The following is a 23948-nucleotide window of genomic DNA, read 5'->3' as shown; positions in this document are numbered from 1 at the left end:
TTCCATTTATTTACCGGGGCATGGACTCGATAACCCCGGAAGGTGACCACTTAACCCCGAAAAATACCCTTAAGCCCTATAATCGTTGACCGGACTACGCTGTGTAGTATACAATACTAACAAATCAACACCAGTGACCCTGCCATTTGACACCAGTGGTCACATGACCAACATGGAGGGCGGGATTAAATGAACGAAATTTTGGGACTTAACGTTTTAGCAATGTATTTCGTCTATGGACTTTCCTTCTTTACAATGGGAATTGCCATTGCTTTGCAATACCGCAGTTACAGCAGTTTCCGGATGGCTAACAGCCTTAGCCTGCTGGCAGCCTTTGCCTTGCTGCACGGCTTCAGTGAATGGGGAAGTTTGTTTATGCCGGTGCGGGTTCCGGATTTCGGTGAGTTTCCGATTTGGAAGCTTATTGCTATCCAAAGGCTGCTGCAGTCCGTTTCTTATTTTTTCCTATTCTGTTTCGGTGTCAAGCTTATTTCTGATACCAGGCGGCAGAATTTCTTTATGGCGCTCATCCTGCCCACTGTTGCTTTTCTTATCTGGTTCAGTCAATTTGCCCGTTTTATTCCCCTGGTTGGCACTGAGGGGCTTATAGAATGGCTGTTGGTTAGTGAAAGCTGGTCCAGATACCTGCTTGCTTTTCCAGCCAGTTTGTTTACCGCTTATGGACTTTATTTACAGATACCTGAGGTAAGCAGGATTATTGACCGTGCAATTCTTCGCAATCTGTGGATGGCAACAGTTGCTTTCGTTATGTATGCCATTTTTGGCGGTCTCGTAGTGTCTCATGATGTGGTTGGAGGTTTGGGCAAACTGATTAATGCCCAAAACTTTTTCCGCATATCCGGTTTGCCCATTGAGTTATTCCGCACAGGAACAGCTCTCTTGGCTACCTGGTCCATTACCAGGATGCTGGCCATCTTTGATTTGGAGAAACAGCGCCAGGTCCTGGAAAGCAGACGGCTGGAGGTGGTGTACCGCGAAAGGGAGCGCTTTGCCCGTGACCTTCATGATGATGTTATCCAGTCTATTTATGCCGTGGGTCTGGATCTGCAGACGACAAACCATTTAATGGGAAATGACAATGAACGTGCTGCCGGGCAGATTAATTCTTCAATAGAAAGACTTAATAAGGTGATTCATACCCTTAGGGCGTACATCCGCGGTCTGGAAACAAAAGGCCGGGAACAGGACCTGAAGGCTTCTCTTGTCAATATGATTAACCAATTCCGGGAAGAAACAGGACTGGCAGTTGAATTCAGTTTTCCCCTGTCAAGCGGTGCATATATCGAACCTGCTGTGGACACAGAAGATTGGCAGCAGCAGCTGCGCCAGATTATCCGGGAGGGCTTGCACAATGTTGTTCAGCATGCAGAGGCAACAAAGGCAGAAGTAAATATCGGTGTGTCCGCTAAGTCCCTGGTAATTACGCTGAAAGACAATGGTAAGGGTATGTCTGGGAAAGAAATTTCATTGGTTGAACAGAGCGATTCACACCTGGGAATCCGTAATATGCGTTCCCGGTCCAGGCTCCTCGGAGGTGTATTGAAAATTTTTTCCCAGCCCGGTAAAGGAACCAGGTTAGTTATTAGTATACCCTTGAACAGGAAGTAACGTGTCAGGGTCAGAGGCAGCCAAAAGAGTTAAACGTCCCGTGCAATACGGTACAGATGTCAGTTGTCACCGCTACCCCCGTCTATTAAGATGTGTTTAAGGCAATCTTCAGAAGGAAAGGAGATGCGGTAAAGTGGAAAAGAAAAAGATAAAGATTCTTGTTGTTGATGACCATGAGATAGTTCGGTTGGGGCTGACTCATTTTATGGAGCAATATCCGGACCTGGAGGTTGTGGATAGTGTCGGCAGCATGGGGGAAGCTCTTGTAAGGACTGAACAGCATCGTCCCGATGTGGTAATCATGGATATAAGCCTGAAGAAGAGCAGCGGTATTGACGCCTGCCGGGAAATCTGCAATTGTTTTCCCGGTACAAAAGTCATTATGCTGACATCCTATGGGGATGAAGAGATGTTGATGGAGTCCATTTTCGCAGGCGCCAAAGGCTATGTGCTTAAAGACGTGGGAAGTGATGAGATAATCAGGGCTGTGCGGGCGGTCTACCGGGGTGAATCCCTCCTGGATTCGGTAGTTACCCACAAGCTGTTAGACCAGATGAGACGAAATGGACAAAAGTCCCATGATGCCCTGGAACAGTTGACAACTCAGGAAAAGAAAGTCCTGGTCCTAGTTGCTGAAGGGAAAACCAACAGGGAAATTGCAGAGACAATTTATCTGAGTGAAAAGACCGTTAGAAATTATGTCAGCAGTATCCTGGCTAAGCTTAATCTGGTCAACCGGACAGAAGCCGCAGCATATGCAGCCAAAAAGAACATATTTAAACACGCCTGAGTTAATAACAGTCTGAAAGCCTGAGAAATCAGGCTTTTTTTTTTGCCATCCATTAGACATGGGACAAATGCACTCACCATACCGTGATATCCGGGACAATTACCCCTGACAGTCTGAGCCTGATTGGGGACTCTTGACATCTGACTTTTCATTCTGTTGCACTTTATAATAACACTAAGAAACACTATAAGTCGTAATAAGGGGTGTGATAGGAGTGGCGAAAGAAAGAGAAGGCGGATTCAGGTTTACACAGAGCGCCCTATTCAGGATAGGATTGCTATTGGGTTTGGTGCTGGTGGTCTTCGCCTTCGTCAGGACAACTGCGGTGCCGGCTTCTTTTGGAGAGTACGGTCGCTACAGGGGTGACAACATTGCAGAAAACATTAATAAGGAAGTGGGTTTTACAAAAGACAATTCAGTCTGTGGGAAGTGTCATCAGAATGAGTTTCAGACATTAGCCGGGAATGAGCATCAAGGGCTTAACTGTGAGTCCTGTCACGGTCCCGGTACCAGGCATACCCAACAGCCTGCCGAGGTATCCTTGAAAATCACAGAGACTGCAGAATTATGCAGCTCATGTCACGCCAAAATTGCCGCAAGGTCAGAAGACAAAATAGCCACAGTGATACCTTTTATGCACAGCGGAGGGGGAGACTGCGCCATGTGCCATAATCCTCACAAGCCGTGGGGTAAGATAGGAGGGACAGCACAGTGAAAAAAAAGGTAAACCGCCGGGAATTCCTGATTTCGTCATGTAAACTGCTGGCTTTGGCAGCAATCCCGGTAAGCACTCTGGGATTGATGCAGAAGTCTTCCTTTGCCAATGGTATAGCTGAAGATATTGATTGGCCGAAAGTCTGGGAAGGTAAGGAATGGGGGTTTGTTGTTGATACCCACAAGTGTATCGGCTGCGGCATGTGTGTCAAAGCATGTAAGCAGGAGAACCATGTACCCCTGGATGATGAAGTCTACCGCACCTGGGTAGAGCGATACGTTGAAACCCATGAGGGAGTGAGAATTGATTCCCCGGATGGGGGGCGGAAATTTCTGCCTAATGCAGTCATCAGTGAAAAACAATTCTTTGTTCCAAAGCTCTGCAACCAGTGTAAAAAACCACCGTGTGTCCAGGTGTGCCCGGTAGGCGCTACTTACAGGACAGAAGACGGAGTGATTTTGGTTGATGACAAACGCTGTGTAGGCTGCCGCTACTGCATTCAGGCCTGTCCGTACGGAGCGCGTTTCCTGCATCCCGAAACACATGTGGCTGACAAATGTACCTGGTGTTATCACCGCATCATGAAAGGGCTTAAACCGGCATGTGTCACGGTTTGCCCCGCTGGCGCCAGGAAATTCGGGAACCTTAAGGAAGACAGTGAGGTTAAGCAAATAATTGAAACTGAACGGATCAGGGGACTGAAGCCTGAGAAAGGAACCAAACCGATGGTATTCTATATTGGACTTGATGAGGTGGTGATGTAGTGGAAGGCTTCATATATCCCAACGAGATTGAGATAAACTGGGGTTTATTTATCGTCCTGTACCCATACCTTACCGGCCTGGTGGCGGGAGCGTTTATAGTCTCATCACTCTATCATGTTTTCGGGGTAGAGAAATTAAAACCGGTGTCCAGGCTGGCATTGATATCCGCTCTGGCAGTACTGCTGGTTGCTCCACTGGCTTTGATATCACATCTTGGCAAGCCATTGCGCGCTCTTAATCTGATGTGGACTCCTAATCCAACCTCGGCAATGGCCGGGTTTGGCTACATCTACGGTTTTTACCTGATTATCGTGTTACTTGAAATTTGGTTTATGTACCGTAAAGACCTGGTAGAATGGGCGGCAGAAAAAAAGGGCCTGATGGGCAGGGTCTATAGTTTACTGACCCTGGGCGCCAAGGACACCTCAGAACGGGCCCTGCATACAGATCACAAGGTAGTAACATTTCTGGCCATTCTGGGTATCCCTTCAGCGGCCTTCCTGCATGGTTATGTCGGATTTATATTCGGGGCCATCAAGGCCAATCCGTGGTGGTCTACTCCGCTGATGCCGGTAATCTTCCTGTTGTCAGCCATTGTTTCCGGGATTGCCCTGTTGATAGTGGTTTATGCAGCGGCATGCCGGATAAGAAAAAAGAAAATTGATTTTGACTGTTTGATGACAATGAACAAGTACCTGTGGGTATTCCTCATCTCTGCTTTTGTTCTCGAGATTCTGGAAGTCATCCACCTGGCTTATGAAGCGGAGGAAGAATGGCCTGCCGTCAGGGGCTTGATTACTTCAGTAATCCCCTTCGGGTATTTTGTAATCCAATTGGGTCAAATGGTCGCGGCCTTCTTCCTGCTGCTGATAGCCAGGTTTGAGAGTGTCCCCGGAAAAGTTCGCCAGTTCCTGACTATTGCTTCCGGATTCATGATTCTGATCAGTGTGCTGGCAATGAGGTTTAACGTGGTTGTTGGTGGACAGCTTGTTTCCAAGAGCCTGTCCGGATACTCCGAGTTCCAATGGCCGCTCTGGCATGAGGGGGTGATTCCCACTATTGGTTTCCTGATCCTTCCCTTTGTATTTCTCCTGGCGCTGGTCAAGCTGCTGCCGCCATGGATGGCCGGCGAGGAAGCTGTTTTACAGCCGGTATCTCCTGAAGAAATGGATTCACCCGCAGTGGAGGGAGTATGGGGATGGCTTGTATCAGGAGTTCGCCGTAGTCTGTCAAGATTAGATGTCAGGGGTCTTTGGAGAGAGGAATAAAAATCAAGGAGGTGGATTCAAATGACTGAAATGCTGGTAATTATCATGGGACTGGCAGCTATGTTTGGGTTTTTCCTGGGGCTTTATTTCTTCGTTTGTCGTCTTAACCTGAGTAGGCCGCTGGCCTGGCTGGGGGGTATTGTAAGCGGGGTAATCTTTGGCGGACTGTTGGCCTTTGCATCACTTATGCTTATCTGGCCGCCATTCAGCCTGCTGCTTACATTAGGCATGATGGTAATAGTGGTTGTAGTGGCTGCTGTGATTCTTATTGGCAAAGAAAATCGGGACCTGGCAGCTAAAGTTAGCGGGAACGGGGTGAATGAGCATGATGATATGGATGTTCCTGGCCTTGGCCTTGATTTTGACGCTGGCACTAGGTCTTAGCATTGGAGGTTTGGTAGTATATCGCCGGGGTCACTGGGAGAATATAGCCAGTTATCTCCTGGTGGTGTTGATGGGAATTGCGATTTCAGCCTTGAGCATGCTCCTGGTTACTATCGCTATATGGCCTCCCTATAATGCCATCTCCTTTATTCTGACATTTGGGTTCATCTTCCTGGTAATAGGTGTCCTGTACTTTGTCAGGTTAACGAATAATACCCCTGATCTTACTGAGAGCGAATAATATGGGTAACAGTACAACAGGCTCTATGCATTGAAGTGCATAGAGCCTGTTGATTCATACCACAGGAAAACTAGTATTATTATTCTGTTTACAACCAGTGGCATTGGTTGCAGTAGGTGGCGGTAATGTTCTTCCCTGTCTTAGGTTTGGCTTTGTCATGGCAGGTCAGACAGTTTTGAATTCCTCTTTCGGCCACTCTGGCAGGGTGAATGGCAAGCATTGATTCTCCATGCATTTCAGGCCGGATCAGGTGGCAGTTGTAACAAAAACTCTGGGCCCGGGCAAAATCAGCAGCAATATCCCCCGTTGAAGGTGTGATAAACTGGCGCTCTCCGGGAATAACGTGGCATTTAGTGCAATCACCGATTCCAGTCCTGGCGGTCTTGCCATGGTCAGCTTTCCAGGTCGGCGCTTCGTGTGACAGAAGGGTGTCTATGGACGTATGGCAGGCGCTGCACTCGCGGGTAACATTGGCCCCTCTGTGACACTCCAGACACACCCACATGCTTGGTTGGAGAAAATACTTAGTGGATACTTTTTTGGCTTCATCAACATTCCAGGCATCAAGGTCACTAAGCCTGCCGTTTACGGTTAATCCCCGGTCGGCAATTTTAGCATGAACCACGCCGCTATGGCACTTAACGCATAGTACTCCGGCAGCGGAGTGCCTGTCATGAGGGATAATCAGGTCACCCGATACCGTAGCCTCACGGTTTGAGGTATGACACTGCTCACACACTGCATTGGGGATGGCTTCAGCAATTTTAATGGGCACAGTCAGGTTTTTCTTCTCTGTTACCGCCTGACCTTCATTGCTGTGAGCGGAATTGTAGCGGGAGGGGTCAATGTCATGACAGCTTGTACAGGGTATCTTGCTATGGGAAGAAACCTGCCAGGTCAGCACCTCTGGTGTTAATTCGTGACAGCCGGTACAGCTTTCTTCGGGTCCGTTGGTTGGGCGGGCAGATAAGTCTTTGCCTCCGGCATCCTTAACAGGTTCTCCGGTAAGGGCTACTCCAAGGAAAACCATAAATAACAAGACCGCGGCTAGTGCAAGGTAAGTATTCCGGCGTTCCCGCATTTTATCTGACCTCCTAATTTATTATTGTTGTGTAACATTGTTTCTTTTGTTGACACCTCCCAATAACTTTTTCCCAGCCTAAATTCAATCAGCACTTCTATTATACTGTGTTATTTCCCATAGTTCTTCATGTCAACTGCCATGAAATCATGGGTCATATGTCCCGTGATAATTTAAAAATAGCAGTCGGTTTTGACTGCTATTTTTGATATCACCCGAATGGGGGTTTCACTTTGTTTTGGGCAATTGACACAGAGCATGAAACAAGGTATCATAATAAAGGGCATATGCCCTTAGGCGCTGCGTATCCTGTAACAAGCCCAGTAAGGAGGTGGAACTTTGTTCTCAGAGACAGTTATGGACCATTTTCAAAACCCCCGCAATGTGGGCAGAATAGAAACTCATGATGGGGAGGGAATCATGGGTTCCGGAGAATGCGGGGATTATCTGGTAATTACCATCAAAGTCTGTACACAAGAAGTTATCACAGATATTAAATTTCAGGTAAAGGGTTGTGTCGCTGCGGTTGCTGCCAGCAGTATGACAACAGAACTGGCGAAAGGGAAACACGTTTATGATGCCTTAAACATAAGTGAAATTGATATTGTTGATGCCCTGGGCGGGCTTCCGGATGAGAAGATACACTGTTCAGTATTGGGGGCCGGGGCATTAAAAAAGGCCATTTATGATTACTTGGGCAAAAAGTATATAGCCGAAAACTAGGTTTAGCCGACAGTTATTCCAGCTTTGCCGGTCATGTTACACCGGAATACATATCACCTGGCCTATGCTTAGATTATTTGGGTCTATTCCCTGATTGGCAGTAATTAAAGCATTAACAGTAGTGTTAAAACGACGGGCAATGCTGAACAAGGTATCTCCTGAGACAATGGTATAAAATCTTCCACCAGGACATGGAACAGGCTGGGCAGCAGGAATACAAATCGATTGACCTATCACCAAACTGTCAGGATCGACCCCTGGATTAGCGGCAATTAAGGCGGGGACAACAGTACCAAAGCGACGGGCAATCGAGTAATAAGTGTCTCCCGGTTTAATTACGTAAAGAAAACCGCCGGGACATGGTGTGCCTGCGGGAACGCCAGGGATACAAATTTGTTGTCCTATTTGCAAGTTCTGTGGATCTGCACCGGGGTTGGCAGCAATTAATGCATCTACGGTAACATTAAACCTTGTTGCCAGACCAAAATATGAATCTCCAGGGATGATAGTATACAAAGTCCCTCCGGGACAAGACGGAACCTGATTGGATTCTATTTTATCTGTCATTAATAACACACCCTTTGCAACGATTTGATTGATAATTATTCACTTCATTATATGAACTAATGTCCCAACTGTGCCCTTATTAACCTCATCAAAATTGATAATTCCACAATTGACAGATGTAAAAATTATTTAATTTTAATTATTGGAATAGGTCTTGTTAACCGCTATCCTGTCGTAAAATTTCAGTATTTGTCGATGAATGACGTTAATTCCACATATATTCCCTAAAAATGATGATTTGGATGGAAAGGCAGCAGTCTGGAACCCTAGTGGTTCCAGTTTTTATATTTGACAGCGGTTCAGCCATATGTTAAAATTACCAAAATATGATTTTAATGACAAGCAGTTAGGGAATTGTCGGAAAGTAAAATTTGATAAAAAAGAGAATCTTAAATGGAGGCGGAGCCCACCATCAACGGTTTGTTCTTGAGCGTTTTTTAAAAGCAGTGATATTTGTTTATTGCTTGAAAAAGGCTCATTATTTGTTTCAGAGGTGATCATATTGGTTAGGGCTGTGGACATAGTTGCAGATATAAATGAGCCATATTCTTCCAGCTTGGCTTATCTCCTTGATGAGATGAGAAGATTGGATTTGCTGATATATTCTGAAGTGGTCAGGCAGCAGCGCTGCCAGGCTGATAATCCTCTGGACCAGTTCAAGGGGCTTGTTTTGACCCGGGAAGAGATTGAGGGATTGTTAGCTGGTTCTACTGCTCCGCATTCGGAAGATCAGAGGCCCGGCGATGATGACAACAAGGCGGGATTTTTAAGAGGAGCCTTAAGAAATCTGGAGCTGCAAGTTCGGAAGCGCCGCTCAGCCACTATTGCTCAGGGAGGGTATCTGTCACTGCATCATCTGTCGAGGCTGTTTCACCTGTCCTCATTTGAAGAATTCTGCCTGCTGATCTGTTTGGCTCCTGAAATTGATTCCAAGTACGAAAAACTTTATGCCTACCTGCAGGATGACATAAACCGCAAAAAGCCCTGTGTAGGCATGGCTATTAACCTCTTTTGCCATACGGCAGCAGAAAAGGCAGAGGCCCGGTCTGTCTTTGGCCATGAGGCGCCCTTGGTAAAATACGGGCTGCTCCAAATCGGTGATAAGGTTCCTGACAATATGCGTCCGCTGCTATCACGATTCCTTAAGCTGGATGACCGGATAACCGGCTTTTTGTTGGAATCCGGAGAACCGGATGCCAGGCTGAACTCAATTATCCGGCTGTCCTTTCCTGAGGGGCCGGCTGAAGTTCACATTGAGCAGGAGGTAATTGACAGGCTGCAGGGTTGTGTGGCCTATCAATTAAATAATAACGGCTCCCAGGGCCGGAATGTTATTCTTAATTTTTCGGGGCGTTACGGCGCAGGAAAGCAGACCCTGGCAGAAACTGTCTGTTATCACGCAGGATTGCCAATCCTCATTGCAGATGCAGGGGAAATGCTGGACAGCAGCCAGCCATTTAGAGAGATAATGTGGGTTTTGGGCCGGGAAGCGCTGCTGCAGCAGGCAGGGCTGTGTCTGGAGAATTTCGACAGGCTGGTTGATGAGACTGACGAAAATAAGACCAATATAAAGCTGGTTCTTGATGTCTGCCGGGTGTTTACGAGGCTTACCTTCTTACTTAGCAGCCGGCCCTGGTCACCTCAGGGCATGTCAGGAACAGGTTTTTTTGCAGCCCTGGAACTTCCCCTTCCTGACGAAAAGACCAGACAGAGAGTGTGGGAAAAAATCAGCGGAGGCGGCTATTTGGAGGGCAGCATAGACTTTGGGGAGTTGGCCGGAAAATTCCGGTTCACTCCGGGGCAGATCAGAGATGCTTATTTTATGGCAAAAGATCTGGCAGGCTGGCGCTCCGAAGGTCAGGGCGCAATAAACTGGGATGACCTTAACTGTGCCTGCCGCAGCCAGTCAAATCAGAAGTTAAGCCGGTTGGCGCAAAAGGTTGTTCCCAGGTATTCCTGGGAAGAACTTATCCTGCCGGATGATCAGATGCAGCAGCTCAGTGAAATATGCCGGCAGGTAAAATACCGGCACATTGTATTCGGAGACTGGGGGTTTAACCGTAAACTATCATCGGGGAAGGGTCTCAGCGCCTTGTTCTGCGGTCCTCCGGGAACAGGCAAGACAATGGCTGCTGAGGTTATAGCGGGTGAGCTGGGGCTTGAATTGTATAAAATTGATTTATCACAGATAATCAGCAAATATATAGGAGAAACGGAAAAAAACCTGCAGAATATTTTCCGTGAAGCGTATACCAGTAATGCCATCCTATTTTTTGACGAGGCAGATGCCTTGTTTGGAAAAAGGTCTGAAGTCAAAGATGCCCATGACCGGTATGCTAATATAGAAACAGCTTACCTTCTGCAGAAAATGGAGGAATATGACGGAGTTACCATACTGGCTTCCAACCTGCGTAAAAATATGGATCAGGCATTTGTCAGGAGACTGCAGTTTATTATTGAGTTTCCCTTTCCCAACGACGAGTACCGGGAAAGAATCTGGCAGGTTATGTTTCCCCCGGAAGCGCCGCGAAGCGGTGACCTGGACCTGGGGTTTCTGGCCCGGAAGTACAATATTACTGGCGGTAATATCAAAAACATTGTTCTGACTGCTGCCTTTATGGCGGCGGAAGCTTCACCTGAGATAGAGATGAAACACCTTATCCGGGCTACCAAACGTGAACTCCAAAAGATGGGGAAAATTTGCATGCCGGAGGACTTTGGGCAATACTTTGCATGCCTTGACTAGGCATTTCCGGAGCCAATGCTGGCGGAAATGCGAAGTTCAAGGTACACAGTATTGAACATAAAAAAGAGTTCTATTTCCGAGATATAGGGAGATGTATAAGAAATATGGGTGATTATACTGTTATTGCAGATGTAGGGGAGACTTTGATTAAGCTGTTGAGAGATAATATGAGCGATTTGGTGAATCCCGATTCCATTGACCTTTTATCTCCTGCCGATGTGGAAGGGCACAGTATCCGGTTAACCCTGTTCCTGTACAGCGTTTCCGAAAACGCCTATTTAAAAAACAGGGAGGTTTTACAGGAACATTTATCAGGACTGCGCCAGCCGCCGCTTACTGTGGATCTGTACTATATTCTGACGACCTATGCTGCCAACCAGATTCCTGACCTTACAGAACGGACTCTGGAAGAACACCGGATATTAGGTAGAGCGATGCGTGTCCTTTATGATAACCCTATTCTCCGGGGGTCGGTCCTGCAGGGGAATTTAACAGGAGTAGATGAGGAATTCCGGATAACCCTGAATTCCCTCTCAATGGAAGAACTCAACAAGATCTGGACCTCTTTTCCTACCAGTCATTACCACCCGTCAGTAGGTTACCTGGTTACACCGGTGGCCATTGATTCGGCACGGACTGTGGAAACACAGCGGGTAGTGGTGCAAAAAACAGAGTACTACAAGACAGAAACGAGGAAATGATTCCAATGAGTGATATTTATGAGTGACTGTTATCTGAGTGACCGTTATTTGTTAGAACAGACCCACAGCCAGGTTTCCCTTGCTGTCAGGCTGATAGATGATTATACCGGCGGATACCCTGCCGGCAGGGTCAGCGTTTTTATCAGGGATTGCAGCTGCAATGCGGTTAAAACCGCCAGCGGGTATCATGTCTTTTCTAATTTGCCTTCCGGGGTATATCAAGTGGCGGTACGGGCGGATTATTATTTTGATACGGAAACTATTGTAGATACCGGAGTTCTTGATAAGCGAAGTCCTGTGGCTAATATCACGCTTAGGCCGAATCCGGGATATCCTTTTCCGGATGGAGCCACCCTGCTGCGCGGAATGGTATATGACCAGACTGGGCAGGGGATACCCGGGGCCGGGGTATCTGCGGAAATTATGCTGCCGGAGACTGCAGTCAAAGCCAGAGTAGGTAATCCTGCTCCTGATGCCGGAGACACGTTAATCAAGCTGATTGGCATAAATGGGTTGTTGCACAGCGGGGATTACCTGGCGCTCAAGGATTCCAACCGGTCACATACCGAATTTTGCCGGATTGCCGCCCCCCTGCCTGAAAATAACTCCAAACCATTTGAATTGACGAAACCCCTGCAGTTTAAGCATTTATTGAATACCCCCCTATTTCTGCTGATACCGGATAGCACTGTGAAAACCGAGACCAGCAGCAGGGGAGAATATGTTGTTTATTTCAGGACATTAAAAAATGACAAATTCCTGACAGTATTAAACTTAAGCTGTCCGGGTTACCAGACAGAGGTGCGGGAGGTGGAAGTCTGTGAAGGAGGCCTGGCCTCCCTGGGGAAGATAGTCCTTTGAAATTCGACCGGTAGAAAAAAAGGAGGAGAGGGAATTGCCGGAATACTTATCACCTGGTGTATATGTTGAGGAAATCGAAATTGGGGCCAAACCGGTTGCCGGGGTTTCGACCAGTACTGCCGGATTTTTGGGAGAGACCGAGAGAGGGCCGGCCATACCCCGCCTGGTTACCAGCTGGCTTGATTACCAGAGGGTGTTTGGCGGGTATTTTGGGGCTGACAAGTACCTGCCTTATTCTGTTCAGGGGTTTTTTGACAATGGCGGACAGCGCTGCTTTATTGGCAGGATTGTTAAAACAGGCGCGGGGACCGCTTCATTTAAACTCAAGCAGGGCACAGCCAATGCCCTGACAGTTGCTGCAGTCGGTGAGGGCTCATGGGGGACCAGGATAGCCGTCAAAGCAACAGCGGGAACCTTCAGCGGCTTTAAACTCAGTTTGTTTTACTGGAAGGATGTTCCTGTTTCATTATATGACCCGGATAATGACCTGACTGCCAAGCCGCGCCCGGCTGTCACAGAGGTGTTTGACAATCTCTCCGTTGTTGAGGCATCAGCGGATTATTATACCAAAAGGGTTAACGGGATTTCAAACTTGATTACCGTGACTAAACAGTCGGGTGATTCCGGCGCCGTTCCGGATGTTCTGGCAGTAACCTGGCTTGCCGGGGGAGATGACGGGACCGGGCCTCTGGTCCTGGCTGATTATACCAGGACTGATACCAATGAACCCGGAAAGCGCAAGGGGTTATCGGGATTTAGCGAAGTTGATGAGATATCGTTGGTATACTCCCCTAATGCCCAGGCAGTAAATGGTCTGGTGGGGGCTGTGATTACCCACTGTGAAAATCTCAAAGACCGGTTTGCCTTGATTGATGCTGCCCAGGGGTCGGCAGGCGTAGCCTCACTTGACCCCAGGAGTGATAACGAGACAAAGTATGCAGCCTTCTATTACCCGTGGCTTAGGGTAGTTGATCCTGTTGCCGGGATGAGACGGTTAGTTCCCCCCGGGGGACATATGGCCGGTATTTATGCCCGCACCGATGCCGAACGGGGAGTGCACAAAGCCCCGGCAAATGAGGTTGTGCGTGGGGCAGTTGACCTGGAATTTCAAATCACCAAGGGTGAGCAGGATATCTTAAACCCGAGAGGTGTCAATTGTATCCGCTTCTTCCCGGGAAGAGGCATTCGGATATGGGGGGCCAGGACCCTTTCCAGTGATACCCTGTGGAAATATATTAATGTGCGCCGGTTATTCATCTATTTGGAAGAATCGATAGATGAGGGTACCCAATGGGTGGTTTTTGAGCCCAACAATGAGAAACTCTGGGCCAGGGTCAGGCGCACCCTGACGGAATTCCTGACCAGGGTCTGGCGGGATGGGGCTCTCATGGGAACCAAGCCTGAAGAGGCATTTTTCGTCAAGGTTGACCGGACCACGATGACTCAGGATGATATCGATAATGGGCGCTTGATTGTCCTCATTGGTGTCGCGCCGGTTAAACCGGCTGAATTTGTTATTTTCCGCATCGCTCAGTTTGCGGGCGGTTCGGATGTCAGTGAAGGCTAATGAAGAGGAGGAAAGGAGATGCCGGAATACTTATCGCCCGGAGTGTATGTCGAAGAAATTGAAATTGGCGGGAAGCCTATCGAGGGAGTAAGCACGAGCACGGCCGGATTTCTCGGTGAAACTGAACGGGGTCCGACCATTCCCGGATTAGTTACCAGTTGGCTTGAATTCCAACGGGTATTCGGCGGTTACTGTGGGGCTGACAAATACCTTCCCTATACAGTACAGGGGTTTTTTGAAAACGGTGGTCAGAGATGCTATATAGGAAGAATTGTCAAAGCAAGTTCCCAGACGGCCTGGTTAAAACTGCAAAAGGAAACAGAAAATGTTCTTACAGTTGCAGCTGTAGGCGAAGGAGCCTGGGGGAACCGGGTAGCAGTAAAGATAACACCGGGTACCTTTGGCGGGTTCAGGGTGGGCCTATTCTATTGGAACCAGGCGCCTCAAAACTTATTTGACCCGGAAACTGATAATGTTTCCACCCCGCGGCCATCGCTGACAGAGGTTTTTGATAATCTTACCGTTAATGAAAATTCACCGGATTACTATGAAAAAAGGATTAATGGGATATCCAATCTCGTCAGGTGGAGTCTGGCTGCAGGCGATTCCGGAGCTATGCCCGATACCGGGCACAGCGGCACAGCCCGGGGCGGCGGGGAAGGGACAGTGACCCTGGCTGCCGGGGCTTCCGGTATCGATGATGCCTACAAGGGGATGTGCCTTGAGATTACCGGGGGAACAGGCAGCGGCCAGGTGCGTAAAGTTACTGATTATGACGGAGCTGCCGGGGTTGCGACAGTGGATTCAGACTGGACAATTGTTCCGGATATTACTTCCACATACCGGGTCTACCTGCTGGCATACCTGGGGGATGGGCTGGATTCGCTGGTTTGGCAAGGCAGCGTTATGGATGCGGGGGCAGGGAATATCACACTTGATGAAGGCGCCGCAGCTACTGATGATGCTTATCAGGGAATGTGTCTTGAGATTACCGGAGGGACAGGCAAGGGTCAGGTGCGCGCAGTTTCCGACTATGACGGCGCCGATCGGGTTGTCACTTTGGACTTGGAGTGGGAGATTATACCTGATGACACCTCTGCATACAGGATAATTGACCTGGCTCCGGAACTTGTTTTGGGTGATTATGAGAGATTTGATACTAATGAGCCGGGCAAACGCAAAGGATTATCCGGTTTTGCCGAGGTTGATGAGATTTCCATTATCTATACTCCCAATGCCCTGGCTGTTGATGGGCTGGCAGGGGCGCTGATTACCCACTGTGAATCCCTTAAAGATCGTTTTGCCATCATTGATGCTGCCCAGAGTTCAGCAAATATATCTGCATTAAATCCGCGCAACAGTAATGACAGCAAATATGCCGCCTTCTATTATCCTTGGCTGAAGGTGGTGGATTCGGGAGTGGGGCTGCTCAGGCTGTGCCCGCCAGGTGGACATGTGGCCGGCATTTATGCCCGGAGTGATACCGAAAGGGGTGTTCATAAAGCCCCTGCAAATGAAATCGTCAGGGGCGCAATGGATTTGGAATTTCAAATAACCAAGGGTGAACAGGATGTGCTGAATCCCAGAGGGGTGAACTGTATTCGCGCCTTCCCTGGACGCGGCATCAGGGTGTGGGGGGCCCGGACCCTGTCCAGTGACCCATTGTGGAAGTATATTAATGTTCGCAGGCTGTTCCTGTTTATGGAGGAATCCATTGAGGAAGGGACCCAGTGGGTGGTCTTTGAACCTAATAATGAAAGACTCTGGGCCAGGGTGAAACGGACCATCACGGAATTTCTGACCAGGGTCTGGCGTGATGGGGCCCTGATGGGCGCTAAACCGGAAGAGGCTTTTTTTGTCAAGGCGGACCGGACAACCATGACTCAGGACGATATTGACAACGGTCGGCTGATAGTTCTGATAGGTGTGGCCCCGGTTAAGCCTGCCGAATTTGTAATCTTCCGCATTGCCCAGGTCGCAGGCGGGTCAGACATTACGGAAATCTAAAAATAAAATTAGAGGTGAATTATTATGGCCACAGGGCAGAGAAAAGACCCTTTAAGGAACTTTCGTTTCAGGATCGAAATTGACGGGATTCAACAGGCCGGTTTCAGTGATGCCACCGGTTTTGATGCTACGGTTGATGTCATTGATTACCGTGAAGGCAGTGACCCTACACATGTTCGTAAGCTGTCCGGACTGACCAAGTACGGGAATGTTACTCTGAAGTGGGGGATAACCGACTCCATGGAGATTTACAACTGGCATAAAGCAGTGATTGACGGTAATGTCCAGAGGAAAAACATATCCATAATAGTTGTGGATGAAGCTGGCAGTGATAAGGCACGGTGGGAAATTGTCAATGCCTGGCCCACCAAATACGACCCCCCTGACTTCAATGCCAAGGGAAATGACGTTGCTATTGAAACCCTGGAGATTGTCCATGAGGGGATGACCAGGGTCAGCTAACGTCAGATTGAAATTCATCAGTCAGATTGAAATTCATCAGTGCTGAGCTTAAGGAGGAATCTTGAAACATGGCATTTCAAACTGAATTTGAGTTTACTCTCCCAAAAGGTTATGTGGATGAACACGGCAGCCTGCATCGCAGCGGGGTTATTCGCCTTGCTACGGCAGCAGACGAAATACTGCCCTTGAAAGACCCCAGGGTGCAGCAGAATCCTGCCTATCTCACAATAATCCTGCTTTCACGTGTAATTACCAAATTGGGAGATCTGCCGGCTGTCAATCCGCGAATTATCGAAGGTCTTTTTGCAACAGATTTGGCTTATCTGCAGCATCTTTACCAACAGATAAATGAAATCGGGACACCGGCCATAAAGGCGGCCTGTCCCAAGTGCGGGCAGGAATTTGAAGTGGAGGTAGCCGGCTGGGGGGAGGAATAACCGGCTACCCCCTGGACCGCCTTTATGAGGAGGTAGCCTTTATTTCATACTACTTTCACTGGCCCCATGATGAAATTATGCAGCTAGAGCATGGTGACAGAAAACGGTGGTGTGAAGAGATTTCAAGGATAAACAGGAAACTCAGCAGGGAACCGGAAAATGTGTTTGAGCGGTGAAGGAGAGAAATCGGATGGCCACTGGCATCAGAAAAGATCCTTATGCAAATTTCAGCTTTTTAGTGGAGATTGGCGGACTTATCGCAGGCGGGTTTTCTGAGGTTTCCGGCCTGCAGGCCGAAACTGAAACTGAGGAATACCGTGAAGGCGGTGTTAATGAATATGTGCATAAACTTCCTAAAATCACCAAGCACACCAATCTGACCCTGAAACGGGGTATCACTGATTCGGATGTGTTTTGGAAGTGGCACCGGGATGTAATCTCAGGGAAGATTGAGCGGAAAAACGGGTCTGTTATTTTGCTGGATGCTGCCGGTAACGAGAAGTGGCGCTGGAATTTCTCCCAGGCTTACCCGGTAAAGTGGAACGGCCCTGAATTGAAAGCCGAAAGTAATACAATTGCTGTGGAAACTATTGAACTCACTCATCATGGTTTGACAAAAGGATAAAAAAGTGAAGGTGTTTGCCAATCCATTGTGTTAGGAGGGGAATATGTGCAGGAAGCAGGCAGGCAAATGATGGCACGGGACAGCAGTAAGATTTCCCGGGAAAGCAGCAGGATGAACCGGGAAAGCAGCGGAATCAGGCATTCCACCGATAACGATTTTTCAGTTCGGCAGCACGTGCGTTCAGCAGACCAATCCGGCAGCATTTCTTCAAACATACTTAAGATGCAGTCACAACACGGGAATCGCTACGTCCAGAGATTTTTGAATGATATACGAATTCAGGAGAAATCCCGGGACTGTGCCAGGCCACGGGCTGACCGGGCCGGGGTGACCGACCGGATAATGTCCCGTAGCGGCAGTGGGCAGCCCTTGGACCGGGAAGCCCGCACCTACATGGAACCGCGCTTTGGTCGTAATTTTGGCGAGGTGCGTATCCATACCGATTCCTTTGCTGTAAAGGCTGCTGAGCAGTTGAATGCCGAAGCCTTTACCATAGGTAAGGATGTGTTTTTTAACAGCGGGAGATACAATATGGTGACAAGTCGTGGCCAACAACTGCTTGCCCATGAACTGACCCATGTGGTGCAGCAGTCAGGAGACCGGCCCAGGATTAACTGTTGGACGAAATCGGGGGTAATCAAAGAGCTGTGTGGTTCGACGGATAAATGGGTTGTCGACAAGCTGGATAAATCAAAGGTTTACAGTTTTGATAAGATTGTGCGGAAGTGGAAATTATATAACAAAACACTTACCGGTGGCAAGGGAACATTTGTTAAGAATCATCAGTACGAAGTTGACGGTCTGGCCAGTCCCTCTACCAAAGAAATCTGGGTCAGGAACGGGAAAGCGGACTCTGAGGCAGCGGCTACCTTTTATCACGAAGTAATTCACCAGGGGCAGCCGGCTGCCATGGCAATGCTGGAAAAGGAATACGAAGCCTGGATTAAGACAGAGGAATACGGTATCAGGCATGGTTTATCCCAACAGGCGCCAAAGTTCAGGACTAAAAAGGGTTCCGCCTGGGTAGCTAATGAGGCTGAAATCAAGAAATACGTCAAGGCGGCTTATCAGCATAGAGACCCCTCAAGCCCTTATTATTACGAGTGGGATGGACAGGATACTGTCAACGAAGTGCAGGTCACGGGATGGGCTTGTCCTTAATAATCACAGAGATGGGTGCTTAATAATGGAGAATAGTGAAGGAAGCTGGTCAAAACTTAATCTGGAAGACGGTGTTGCCATAAAGAGAGCTCTGTTTGATTATTTTGCAGGCGCAGAGGGTGACATCTTCTCATTAAGAGACACTATAAACGGAATGGAGCCGGAAATCGATTCCGTCGGTGTCCTGAGAATCGGTCCCTGGGTGTATAATGCGGAAAACAGGGCTATGGCGTATTTTCTGGCCCCGGGAGAAGCGGTTGGCTATGACTATCAGGCGTTTCTGGACAGAGACGGAGAGGTCTGGAAAATATCAGGGGTCAGACGTATTGAGGTTTTTATGAGATGAGGGCATGCAGGAGAATTACCGGCGGAGTTTTTATTGGACTTCACAGCATCGGTTTCTCACAGTTTATAACCGGTAAGTATGGTATCGCCAGAAGGACTATGAAGCTGCCTGCCCTGTTGTTATTGAAATACAGGGAAATGCCGTCAAATTTTGTATCTGGGACCGGAGCGTCACATGCCCTGGTGAAGTACAGCCTTAAATATGATGTCAGCCTGTTTTTTCAGGCATTTCCCGGTTATGGCCGACCCCGACTGCGCGATTACCGACTGCCGGAATCGCGGCCAAGCTTCGGGGAATATGTCCGATACATTGTTGTCCCACCCAGGCCGGTATCAGGTACAGTTGGGAATAGACGAACACCCAGAGAGAAACCCGCTGCGGCGATGGCGGGCAGGTCGGTATTAGTTCTATTCCAGGCAAGAAGCATGGCCTCTCGATTTTTAGAAGGGAACTCTTTTCTCATTCATAATACTTCAACTCTCCATATTCAAGGCTTGACTCAAAGCAACCCTGAAATCCGAAGAGTCAGTGTAAGCAGTGTAAGCAGCTTGAAGCAAAAAAGCATATTGGTTCGCGATATACATATTATGCGTCATATCAAAAACTCTTTCGCTTATCAGAATGCCTCTGCACAGCAAAATATCACAGCAGATCAAAACAACACAGCACAGCATAATAGAGATTTAGATCATACTACCTCTGCAGATGAAAAAAACAGCAGCTGGCGGAGTCAAAATAACTTTTTAATTTCTAACAATACAGTACATCAAAACAACACAGCACATCAAATTAGCACAGCATATCGAAACAACATAGTACATCGAAACAGCACAGCACATCAAATTAGCACAGTATATCGAAACAACATAGTACATCATAATAATGCAGTACATCAAAATAGAAATTTAAATTACAATACCTCTGTAGTTGAAAACAACAGCAACTCGCAAAGTCAAAACAACTTTTTAATTTCCAACAACACAGCACATCGAAACAACACAGCACATCGAAATAATGCAGCACATCGAAATAATGCAATACACCAAAATGGAAATTTAGATTACAATACCTCTGTTGTTGAAAAAAACAGCAGCTCGCGGAGTCAAAACAACTTTTTAGTTCATGATAAACCTATAATGCATGATAAACCTATAACTGGTCATAGACCGGCGGCTAACAATTCATCTTTCACTGATAATATTATTTTTACTGATATTATGCCTATAATTCACCAAAAAGACTTTCAACGCAATAACATATTGATTCATAAGAATGATCATACATCTGAAAAATTTCCCGCGTCTCACAACAACTTTTCAACAAGAAAAGACCTGGTATCAAGCCGGGGATATGGCCTGTCCCAGATAAACCGGAGGAACTTTACAGAGACAGAAACCGCTCCGGTACTGGATTATCATAAGACAGGACTTGAACAACAACAAAACCACTTAAGGGGTACGACCAATCAAATTGCAGCGCCGATAACACCGGTGGAGATACAGAGTACCGCAAATATCAGCATTACCGGTAATGCCGGCAGTACTGCCGGAAACGTCAACAAGACGCCTGGGCTCAATAGCAGACAGGATATAGACATGATTGCCGACCGGGTTTACCGGGAAATTGAACGAAAGCTGAGGATTGAGAGGGAAAGAAGAGGGATGTGACGATAAATGGCTTTGGAGAAGGCCTTGGTGCAGGCATTGGATGAAAAAGGCAATCCCAAGGGTGAACCGGTAAAGGTTTTGTTTAACCCAACGGAGTATGCCATTGAAAAGAGCAACCAGTTTCAGAGTACTGCCATACCGGGTCTCCAGGCGCCGGTGACATCATTTGTAAATGGGAATGCCGCCACCCTGACCATGGACCTGTTTTTTGATTCCTATGAAAAAGGGACCGATGTCAGGAATTACTCAGGCCGACTTACAGCAATGCTTGATATCGACAGGGGTCTCCATGCTCCCCCGGTGTGCAAATTTATCTGGGGGAAGCTTGAGTTTAAAGCTGTTTTGGAGCGGGTAAACCAACGCTTTACCATGTTTCTGGATTCCGGTGTTCCGGTCAGGGCCACCTTGAGTGTAACCTTCAGGGAATACAAGACCATTACTGAGCAGCTGCAGAGCCCGCCCAGGCAATCGGCCGACCGGACCAAACACAGAGTCATTAAACAGGGAGATAACCTCTGGCTGATTGCTGACCGGGAATATGGCGACCCAGGGTTATGGAGAATTATAGCCGAAGCCAACAATATCAATAACCCCAGGATATTAATTACGGGGAAGGAAATAATTATTCCCCCACTGGAGTGAAAAGATGGATTTGCTTGACTTAGAAAAAAAATACCGTAGTTTTTATGCTCCTGCTTTTCAGGTTACAGTTGCCGGGGAAGAGCTGCTCCGCTCAGGTGTTGAAATCAGCAGTGTCAGTGTTGATAACACTCTTGAAGGAGCTGACTCGTTTTCATTTGTAGTAGACAACTCCTATGATGTTGTCCGCCGGGAATTGAAATGGATGGACCGGCTGTTTGCCCCGGGAAGCGGGGTTGAAATTAAAATGGGATATACGGATAAATTTGAGTCCTTAATGGTTGGTCTCATAACATCAGTCAAGGTTACCTACCCTGCAGGCGGGCTGCCTTCTCTGGAAGTCAGCGGATTCGACCTTTCCAATAAAATGATGAAGGGTAAGCAGTCTCCGCCCTGGCCGCCTGATATTAAAGACAGTGATATTGCCGGTAAAATTGCTGCGAAATACGGATTAAAGAGTGAAGTTGAGGATACCGGGGTAAAACACCCTGAGGTAAAACAGGATCAGGAAAGTGATTTTGATTTCCTGACCAGACTGGCCCAAAGGAACTACTATGAATTTTTCGTGTTTGGAAAGACCCTTTATTTCAGGGCCCCGGCTTATGATAAAGCCTCCGTCCTGACCCTGGAATGGGGGAAAACTTTGGTGAGTTTTATGCCGGAGATTAATCTCAGAGAACAGGTTTCTGAGGTTGAAATCAGGGGATGGGATGCCAAAGCCAAGAAAGAGATAATCGGTAAAGCTACGGGCGGTAAGGAATCCGAAAAAATTACCGAGCGCTGGCGGCTGCCTGTTTATTCTCAGGAAGAAGCCGATAACCGTGCCCGAGCAATTCTTAACAGACGTGCTGAGGGCTTGGTGAAGGGCAGCGGAGAGAGTATCGGGATACCGGAGTTGCTGCCAGGTAAAAACATTGAGCTTGACAGCCTGGGGAAGCAGTTCAGCAAAACCTATTATATAGAGAGAACTAATCACAGTATTGGCAGTTCAGGATACCGGACGACATTCAGTGTCAAGGAGAATGTGATATGAGCTTGTATGATTTGCTGAATACCGGTCAGAGAACCGGGGGTAAGGTAGCCGGAGTGGCTTCCGCTATTGTGACTAATAATAAGGACCCTGACGGGATGGGCAGGGTGAAGGTGAAGTTTCCCTGGAGGGAAGACGGAGATGAAAGCTATTGGGCCCGTGTGGCTACGCTGATGGCCGGAAATAACAGGGGCAGCTTATTTTTGCCTGAAGTCGGTGATGAGGTGCTGGTAGCTTTTGAGCAGGAGGACATCAGTCACCCCTATATTATCGGCGCTCTTTGGAATGGGCAGGACAAGCCGCCGGAAACCAACACTGACGGGAAAAACAATGTCCGCAAAATCACATCCCGGAGCGGTCATGAAATAATTTTTGATGACAACAGTGAGCAGAAGAAAGAGAGGCTGGAAATCCACACCAAAGCGGGTCATAAAATTATTCTGGATGACGCGGCGGGTGCGGAAAAGATTCTGATAGAAGACAATTCAGGCTCCAATAAGCTGGAAATTGATTCGGCCCAAAACTCTATTACCATGGAGAGCGGTATGAAACTGAAAATTAAGTCTCAGAGTATTGAGATAGAGGCAGGGGCAGCTATGACACTGAAAGCGGGAGCTACCCTGACAATAAAGGGTGCCTTGGTTAAGATTAATTAAAGGCTTATTAAACCACAGAGACACAGAGTACACAGAGAAACAAAAGGGGGATTATTTATGCCGCCGGCAGCAAGAATGGGTGATGTGACCAGTCATGGGACCCCGTTGAGTCCGGGACCGGGAAGTGTTAATGTCCTCATTGGGGGTAAACCGGCCTGGCGGGCGACTACAGATTTTCATACCTGTCCCCTGGTTTCGGGGACGGTCCCGCACGTGGGAGGCATGGTGACTATGGGCAGTACAACAGTTTTCATTAATAACTTTCCGGCAGCGCGTCAGGGTGACATGATCACAGAGAGCGGGCCGCCCAATTCGATATCTTTGGGAGAGCCAACTGTAATCATTGGCTGAAATGATCATGCCTGAGTAACCGGTTGAAGAATAAAGCCTGGCAAAGGTAAAGCCTGGCAAAGGTAAAGCGGAGGTAGCCATGAGTAAGGATTTTTTGGGGAAAGGCTGGAGGTTTCCCGTACTTGTAGAAGCGGTGAGCGGGAAGGTGTTGCTGTCTGAGTATGAGCAGGATATTCAGGAATCAATCCGGATTATTCTGACGACCTCCAAAGGTGAACGGGTCATGCGTCCCGATTTCGGCTGCGGAATCCATGATTTTGTATTTGCTTCCATGAGTATAACTACATTAAGCATGATGGAATCAAGCATCCGCGAAGCATTACAGCAGTGGGAGCCCAGAATAGAGGTTACCGGGGTCAATGCGGCTCCTGATCGTGCTGAACCGGGGAGACTGGATATTGAGATTAAGTACTGTGTGCGCAGTACCAACAACGAATTTAATCTTGTTTATCCGTTTTATTTAAAAGAGAATTAAGCTATACATCACTGAAGACGAACAAGCCAACATCACTGGCAGGCGGAGGTGGATT

General features: G+C 47.8%; 28 protein-coding genes. 25 read left to right on the top strand and 3 right to left on the bottom strand.

Translation table 11 applies throughout. From position 1 onward, the window contains the following. The first annotated feature begins 189 nt into the window (after nucleotides 1-189). The 7 genes from Ga0451573_RS03430 (at nucleotide 190) to Ga0451573_RS03400 (ending at nucleotide 5791) form a co-directional block, all read left to right on the top strand. Entirely contained in the window at nucleotides 190-1629 is a 1440-nt protein-coding gene (locus Ga0451573_RS03430; protein WP_231682483.1) for a sensor histidine kinase, read from the top strand. Between the two features lie 133 nt (nucleotides 1630-1762). Further along, the gene (locus Ga0451573_RS19985) at nucleotides 1763-2419 is read left to right on the top strand and encodes a response regulator transcription factor (protein ID WP_231682482.1); all 657 of its coding nucleotides are present in this window, start codon (nucleotides 1763-1765) and stop codon (nucleotides 2417-2419) included. Nucleotides 2420-2633: 214 nt separating this feature from the next. Further along, nucleotides 2634-3134: a cytochrome c3 family protein gene (locus tag Ga0451573_RS03420; protein ID WP_231682481.1), complete on the top strand. Its 501-nt coding sequence runs from the start codon at nucleotides 2634-2636 to the stop codon at nucleotides 3132-3134. After that, nucleotides 3131-3898 carry a 4Fe-4S dicluster domain-containing protein gene (locus Ga0451573_RS03415; protein WP_231682480.1) on the top strand — a complete coding sequence of 256 codons (768 nt, stop codon included), beginning with the start codon at nucleotides 3131-3133 and terminating at the stop codon, nucleotides 3896-3898. Before Ga0451573_RS03420 ends, Ga0451573_RS03415 begins: the two co-directional genes overlap by 4 nt. After that, nucleotides 3898-5166, top strand: coding sequence for an NrfD/PsrC family molybdoenzyme membrane anchor subunit (gene nrfD, locus Ga0451573_RS03410; RefSeq protein ID WP_231682479.1), 1269 nt, complete (start codon nucleotides 3898-3900; stop codon nucleotides 5164-5166). Before Ga0451573_RS03415 ends, nrfD begins: the two co-directional genes overlap by 1 nt. Before the next feature lie 21 nt (nucleotides 5167-5187). Beyond that, nucleotides 5188-5550: a hypothetical protein gene (locus Ga0451573_RS03405; protein WP_231682478.1), complete on the top strand. Its 363-nt coding sequence runs from the start codon at nucleotides 5188-5190 to the stop codon at nucleotides 5548-5550. Next, nucleotides 5492-5791, top strand: a complete 300-nt coding sequence (locus Ga0451573_RS03400; RefSeq protein WP_231682477.1) for a hypothetical protein — start codon at nucleotides 5492-5494, stop codon at nucleotides 5789-5791. Before Ga0451573_RS03405 ends, Ga0451573_RS03400 begins: the two co-directional genes overlap by 59 nt. A gap of 88 nt (nucleotides 5792-5879) precedes the next feature. Here the strand turns inward: Ga0451573_RS03400 and Ga0451573_RS03395 are convergent, their stop codons facing one another. After that, nucleotides 5880-6872 carry a cytochrome c3 family protein gene (locus tag Ga0451573_RS03395; RefSeq protein WP_231682476.1) on the bottom strand — a complete coding sequence of 331 codons (993 nt, stop codon included), beginning with the start codon at nucleotides 6870-6872 and terminating at the stop codon, nucleotides 5880-5882. 339 nt (nucleotides 6873-7211) lie between these two features. On the opposite strand from Ga0451573_RS03395, the gene Ga0451573_RS03390 reads away from it, so the two are divergent. Then, nucleotides 7212-7595, top strand: coding sequence for an iron-sulfur cluster assembly scaffold protein (locus Ga0451573_RS03390; protein WP_231682475.1), 384 nt, complete (start codon nucleotides 7212-7214; stop codon nucleotides 7593-7595). Between the two features lie 36 nt (nucleotides 7596-7631). Here the strand turns inward: Ga0451573_RS03390 and Ga0451573_RS03385 are convergent, their stop codons facing one another. Next, entirely contained in the window at nucleotides 7632-8162 is a 531-nt protein-coding gene (locus Ga0451573_RS03385; RefSeq protein ID WP_231682474.1) for a LysM peptidoglycan-binding domain-containing protein, read from the bottom strand. Nucleotides 8163-8664: 502 nt separating this feature from the next. Here Ga0451573_RS03385 and Ga0451573_RS03380 point away from each other — a divergent pair. From Ga0451573_RS03380 to Ga0451573_RS03335, 11 genes are all read left to right on the top strand, one after another. Next, the gene (locus Ga0451573_RS03380; RefSeq protein WP_231682473.1) at nucleotides 8665-10908 is read left to right on the top strand and encodes an ATP-binding protein; all 2244 of its coding nucleotides are present in this window, start codon (nucleotides 8665-8667) and stop codon (nucleotides 10906-10908) included. 104 nt (nucleotides 10909-11012) lie between these two features. Then, on the top strand, nucleotides 11013-11609 hold the full coding sequence (locus Ga0451573_RS03375; protein ID WP_231682472.1) for a Pvc16 family protein: 597 nt from the start codon (nucleotides 11013-11015) through the stop codon (nucleotides 11607-11609). Nucleotides 11610-11627: 18 nt separating this feature from the next. Next, nucleotides 11628-12470 (top strand): carboxypeptidase-like regulatory domain-containing protein, encoded by an 843-nt coding sequence (locus Ga0451573_RS03370; RefSeq protein ID WP_231682471.1) that lies wholly within the window; start codon nucleotides 11628-11630, stop codon nucleotides 12468-12470. 34 nt (nucleotides 12471-12504) lie between these two features. Then, complete coding sequence (locus tag Ga0451573_RS03365; protein ID WP_231682470.1) at nucleotides 12505-14037, top strand: phage tail sheath family protein; 1533 nt, start codon at nucleotides 12505-12507, stop codon at nucleotides 14035-14037. Nucleotides 14038-14055: 18 nt separating this feature from the next. Beyond that, entirely contained in the window at nucleotides 14056-16044 is a 1989-nt protein-coding gene (locus Ga0451573_RS03360) for a phage tail sheath family protein (RefSeq protein ID WP_231682469.1), read from the top strand. 24 nt (nucleotides 16045-16068) lie between these two features. Beyond that, entirely contained in the window at nucleotides 16069-16506 is a 438-nt protein-coding gene (locus tag Ga0451573_RS03355) for a phage tail protein (RefSeq protein WP_231682468.1), read from the top strand. Nucleotides 16507-16574: 68 nt separating this feature from the next. Next, on the top strand, nucleotides 16575-16943 hold the full coding sequence (locus Ga0451573_RS03350; RefSeq protein ID WP_231682467.1) for a phage tail assembly protein: 369 nt from the start codon (nucleotides 16575-16577) through the stop codon (nucleotides 16941-16943). Continuing rightward, nucleotides 16928-17119, top strand: coding sequence for a DUF6760 family protein (locus tag Ga0451573_RS19980; protein ID WP_331459375.1), 192 nt, complete (start codon nucleotides 16928-16930; stop codon nucleotides 17117-17119). The genes Ga0451573_RS03350 and Ga0451573_RS19980 overlap by 16 nt, the downstream gene beginning before the upstream one ends. A gap of 14 nt (nucleotides 17120-17133) precedes the next feature. Next, nucleotides 17134-17568 (top strand): phage tail protein, encoded by a 435-nt coding sequence (locus Ga0451573_RS03345; protein WP_231682466.1) that lies wholly within the window; start codon nucleotides 17134-17136, stop codon nucleotides 17566-17568. Between the two features lie 45 nt (nucleotides 17569-17613). Then, the gene (locus tag Ga0451573_RS03340) at nucleotides 17614-18729 is read left to right on the top strand and encodes an eCIS core domain-containing protein (RefSeq protein ID WP_231682465.1); all 1116 of its coding nucleotides are present in this window, start codon (nucleotides 17614-17616) and stop codon (nucleotides 18727-18729) included. 25 nt (nucleotides 18730-18754) lie between these two features. Next, on the top strand, nucleotides 18755-19075 hold the full coding sequence (locus Ga0451573_RS03335) for a hypothetical protein (protein ID WP_231682464.1): 321 nt from the start codon (nucleotides 18755-18757) through the stop codon (nucleotides 19073-19075). Nucleotides 19076-19282: 207 nt separating this feature from the next. Here Ga0451573_RS03335 and Ga0451573_RS03330 read toward each other — a convergent pair whose 3' ends face one another. After that, nucleotides 19283-19495: a hypothetical protein gene (locus Ga0451573_RS03330; RefSeq protein WP_231682463.1), complete on the bottom strand. Its 213-nt coding sequence runs from the start codon at nucleotides 19493-19495 to the stop codon at nucleotides 19283-19285. A 128-nt stretch (nucleotides 19496-19623) separates the two neighbouring features. Here Ga0451573_RS03330 and Ga0451573_RS03325 point away from each other — a divergent pair, with 128 nt between their 5' ends. The 6 genes from Ga0451573_RS03325 to Ga0451573_RS03300 all read left to right on the top strand — a co-directional run bounded on the left by Ga0451573_RS03325 (nucleotide 19624) and on the right by Ga0451573_RS03300 (nucleotide 23893). Further along, nucleotides 19624-20742 carry a hypothetical protein gene (locus Ga0451573_RS03325; RefSeq protein ID WP_231682462.1) on the top strand — a complete coding sequence of 373 codons (1119 nt, stop codon included), beginning with the start codon at nucleotides 19624-19626 and terminating at the stop codon, nucleotides 20740-20742. 6 nt (nucleotides 20743-20748) lie between these two features. Next, nucleotides 20749-21384 (top strand): CIS tube protein, encoded by a 636-nt coding sequence (locus Ga0451573_RS03320; protein ID WP_231682461.1) that lies wholly within the window; start codon nucleotides 20749-20751, stop codon nucleotides 21382-21384. Nucleotides 21385-21388: 4 nt separating this feature from the next. Next, a complete protein-coding gene (locus Ga0451573_RS03315) occupies nucleotides 21389-22414 on the top strand; it encodes a phage late control D family protein (RefSeq protein WP_231682460.1) in 1026 nt (341 codons plus the stop codon). Then, nucleotides 22411-23067, top strand: coding sequence for a phage baseplate assembly protein V (locus tag Ga0451573_RS03310; RefSeq protein WP_231682459.1), 657 nt, complete (start codon nucleotides 22411-22413; stop codon nucleotides 23065-23067). The genes Ga0451573_RS03315 and Ga0451573_RS03310 overlap by 4 nt, the downstream gene beginning before the upstream one ends. Nucleotides 23068-23124: 57 nt before the next feature. After that, nucleotides 23125-23418, top strand: coding sequence for a PAAR domain-containing protein (locus Ga0451573_RS03305; protein ID WP_231682458.1), 294 nt, complete (start codon nucleotides 23125-23127; stop codon nucleotides 23416-23418). Between the two features lie 79 nt (nucleotides 23419-23497). Then, nucleotides 23498-23893: a GPW/gp25 family protein gene (locus Ga0451573_RS03300; RefSeq protein WP_231682457.1), complete on the top strand. Its 396-nt coding sequence runs from the start codon at nucleotides 23498-23500 to the stop codon at nucleotides 23891-23893. Nucleotides 23894-23948 lie beyond the last annotated feature (55 nt).

The organism is Phosphitispora fastidiosa (assembly GCF_019008365.1).
Classification (GTDB): Bacteria; Bacillota; Thermincolia; order Thermincolales; family UBA2595; genus Phosphitispora; species Phosphitispora fastidiosa.
Note: the sequence above shows the minus strand (reverse complement) of the source record. Positions and strands in the feature narration are given on the sequence as shown.

Bases quoted from the DNA above. Each gene is read 5' to 3' on its own strand.
- Ga0451573_RS03430 (WP_231682483.1), top strand. From the start codon at position 190: ATGAACGAAATTTTGGGACTTAACGTTTTAGCAATGTATTTCGTCTAT.
- Ga0451573_RS03405 (WP_231682478.1), top strand. From the start codon at position 5,188: ATGACTGAAATGCTGGTAATTATCATGGGACTGGCAGCTATGTTTGGG.
- Ga0451573_RS03400 (WP_231682477.1), top strand. From the start codon at position 5,492: ATGATGATATGGATGTTCCTGGCCTTGGCCTTGATTTTGACGCTGGCA.
- Ga0451573_RS03395 (WP_231682476.1), bottom strand. From the start codon at position 6,872: ATGCGGGAACGCCGGAATACTTACCTTGCACTAGCCGCGGTCTTGTTA.
- Ga0451573_RS03385 (WP_231682474.1), bottom strand. From the start codon at position 8,162: ATGACAGATAAAATAGAATCCAATCAGGTTCCGTCTTGTCCCGGAGGG.
- Ga0451573_RS03375 (WP_231682472.1), top strand. From the start codon at position 11,013: ATGGGTGATTATACTGTTATTGCAGATGTAGGGGAGACTTTGATTAAG.
- Ga0451573_RS03370 (WP_231682471.1), top strand. From the start codon at position 11,628: ATGAGTGACTGTTATCTGAGTGACCGTTATTTGTTAGAACAGACCCAC.
- Ga0451573_RS03360 (WP_231682469.1), top strand. From the start codon at position 14,056: ATGCCGGAATACTTATCGCCCGGAGTGTATGTCGAAGAAATTGAAATT.
- Ga0451573_RS03355 (WP_231682468.1), top strand. From the start codon at position 16,069: ATGGCCACAGGGCAGAGAAAAGACCCTTTAAGGAACTTTCGTTTCAGG.
- Ga0451573_RS03350 (WP_231682467.1), top strand. From the start codon at position 16,575: ATGGCATTTCAAACTGAATTTGAGTTTACTCTCCCAAAAGGTTATGTG.
- Ga0451573_RS03345 (WP_231682466.1), top strand. From the start codon at position 17,134: ATGGCCACTGGCATCAGAAAAGATCCTTATGCAAATTTCAGCTTTTTA.
- Ga0451573_RS03335 (WP_231682464.1), top strand. From the start codon at position 18,755: ATGGAGAATAGTGAAGGAAGCTGGTCAAAACTTAATCTGGAAGACGGT.
- Ga0451573_RS03320 (WP_231682461.1), top strand. From the start codon at position 20,749: ATGGCTTTGGAGAAGGCCTTGGTGCAGGCATTGGATGAAAAAGGCAAT.
- Ga0451573_RS03315 (WP_231682460.1), top strand. From the start codon at position 21,389: ATGGATTTGCTTGACTTAGAAAAAAAATACCGTAGTTTTTATGCTCCT.
- Ga0451573_RS03310 (WP_231682459.1), top strand. From the start codon at position 22,411: ATGAGCTTGTATGATTTGCTGAATACCGGTCAGAGAACCGGGGGTAAG.
- Ga0451573_RS03305 (WP_231682458.1), top strand. From the start codon at position 23,125: ATGCCGCCGGCAGCAAGAATGGGTGATGTGACCAGTCATGGGACCCCG.
- Ga0451573_RS03300 (WP_231682457.1), top strand. From the start codon at position 23,498: ATGAGTAAGGATTTTTTGGGGAAAGGCTGGAGGTTTCCCGTACTTGTA.